Below are 2,183 nucleotides of genomic sequence, written 5' to 3'. Positions count from 1 at the left end.
TCCTGCGCACCTCCTCCGGCAGCTTCATCAGGCGGATGAACATGGTCGGCACCATGAAGATGGTGTCGATCCCATAACGTTCGATCAGCTCCAGGAATTCCTCCGGCTCGAGCGCGGCTGCGTCACCGGCCAGCGCGGCTGGTTGCCGATGCTGCCGGGCGGGCGCAGTTGCTCGTCGGCAAAACCGTAAGTGCCGGAAGCTTCGCCGATGGCGGCGACCTTGAGCGGGAATTCGGCGCCGCACTGACCGGGGCCGGAAATGGGGTCGATCCGGACGAGATCCGGTCCCTCCTTCACCGCGCCCGATTTCAGGCAAGCGGCTTCCGCCTCGGCCCGCCACGGTTCGCGTTCGGCCTGGAAGAAGCCGCGTCCGCAACCCGCTAGCGAAACAAGGACGATGGAGCCGACGAGATACAAACGAACTCCGCGCGTCATGAACGCACGTTCGGTGAATTTACTTAAAGACTCTTCAACACGTTGATTTCATGATTCTTTAACCATGCCGGCCGGCGCGCGCCGAAACCTAGGCCGGCCTGAGCGACAGCAAGGCTGACTTTTTCGGAAAGATACTTTCTGTTAACCATAAGGTCGCGCGTAAGCAGTGCGCATTGAGGGAGGGACCTCATGACGTTCGCCGGGAGACTGAGCGTTGTCACCGCGTACCTCGCCATGGCCTTCGTCGGCGCCATCGTGCTCGGCATGATCTAGGCTCATCAAGCGCGTCGAAGACCTCTCTTCCCTTCTCCTCTTGCAGGAGCGGGACAAACATTGCGCCATCGACGAGCTACGACCGTGCGCCCCACTGCGGCGATGCCGTGATCAGTTTCTCGCGCGGCTCCTCGACCCGCGTCCAGTCATTGCCCGAGCACCAGAAGCGGCCGATCGCGCAGGCCTCGACATGAAGCATGCCGGAGCTCTTCAGCGTCATCCTTCCGTAATAGGTACTGCCGCTGGAACGACTGTAGATGCTGCCGGTCCAGACCTCGTGCGTCTTCGGCTTCATGTTGACGAGGACGCTCTCACCCCGGTTTGACGCCTCCGTGAGCGCGAAACCGCACCATGCAGGTCCACAGCGTTCGATCCGAACAGTGCCCTTGGCACCCAGGCTTTCCCATTCGCCGAGCGGCGAATAGGCCGGCGCGTCGTCGTTGCGCTGTGCGACTAGTGCCGCCTGCTTGATCTCGATCCTCGGCGCAACGACCGGCGGCTCCATGCGCGGCGGATCGAGCGTAACTGTCTTCGGCGGATCGGCGCGCGGCAACTCAATCCGTGGCGGATTGGGGCTCAGCGCCTCGGATATTGGTGCCTCTGATCTTGGCGGGGGCGGCGGCATAACCGGCTGCGCCGTCGTCGCGGCAAGGACGGGGGCTGGAGCTGCCGGCGGTGCCGCGACAATGTTCGCCTGTGGCGGCCGGACGGGAGCAACTGGATAGACCGGCTGCGGCACTTGGGCGACCGGCGCGGGCGCAGGCGGCGGAACGGGCTTACTGTCGACATCCTCCCTTGGCCGAAGGCTGCGATTGGAGGAAATCGAAACGCACGACGCGGATCGGCAACTCCTGGGCGCCTCGACGTGGAAGCGGTGGCCGCCGATCGAGAAGGAATAGGAACCGGCCTCGGCCGCGGGCACGACCGCCATCAAAGCGATCAATGTGCCAAGCGAAGTCACAAGCCGGGTCATCGGCGCCTCCTGTCGTGTCGCGATGAGATTAGGACGCAAGGACCACGGCTGAATGTGCGCTGCCTCACCCAGGCGCTCGCGATCCGTTGTGATGCCCATCACAGAACACCTGAGCAGCTGAGCGTAGGGTCGAACCACGCTTCATCCACCAGCGACTTTCGGTCCATACCGGGACCACGCAATTTCGGAGGTTGTCATGAACAAGCTCACCATCGCCGCCACCGCGCTCTTCCTCGCGTCGACCGCCGCCGCACATGCCGGCGGAAATTCGATCTCGTTCCAGATCGAGGGCCAGCACATCCGCATCGAGACGCCGCGCAACTGTGCCTCGCTCAACTGCGTGACCATCGTCGCGCCGGGCCTGTCGGACAAGCCGATCAAGCTGAACAACATCAATCTCAAGGGCCTCGGCGGCTCCAAGGACGACGACGTCGACACCACGCCGGCCACGACCGCGCAGCCCGCCCCGGCTCCGGTGCAGCAGCAGCCCGTGCAACAGGCT

General features: G+C 63.9%; 1 protein-coding gene and 2 pseudogenes. 1 reads left to right on the top strand and 2 read right to left on the bottom strand.

The genetic code is table 11. The features are described 5' to 3' along the window. Positions 1–105: 105 nt before the first annotated feature. Both MOV75_RS35440 and MOV75_RS35435 read right to left on the bottom strand, forming a co-directional pair. A pseudogene (locus MOV75_RS35440) lies at positions 106–435 on the bottom strand (extensin); the annotation flags it as partial. Between the two features lie 349 nt (positions 436–784). After that, the gene (locus MOV75_RS35435) at positions 785–1,681 is read right to left on the bottom strand and encodes a DUF2147 domain-containing protein (RefSeq protein ID WP_246928581.1); all 897 of its coding nucleotides are present in this window, start codon (positions 1,679–1,681) and stop codon (positions 785–787) included. A gap of 196 nt (positions 1,682–1,877) precedes the next feature. Here MOV75_RS35435 and MOV75_RS35430 point away from each other — a divergent pair. Next, positions 1,878–2,183: pseudogene (locus tag MOV75_RS35430) on the top strand (DUF2147 domain-containing protein); the annotation flags it as partial.

Origin of the sequence: Bradyrhizobium sp. PRIMUS42, from assembly GCF_023006515.1 — a bacterium.
In the GTDB taxonomy this organism is placed as follows: domain Bacteria; phylum Pseudomonadota; class Alphaproteobacteria; order Rhizobiales; family Xanthobacteraceae; genus Bradyrhizobium.
The sequence above is the reverse complement of the archived record's forward strand: the minus strand, read 5'-3'. Positions and strand labels throughout refer to the sequence as shown.

Coding starts and splice junctions, on each gene's coding strand:
- MOV75_RS35435 (WP_246928581.1), bottom strand. CDS start 1,681: ATGACCCGGCTTGTGACTTCGCTTGGCACATTGATCGCTTTGATGGCG.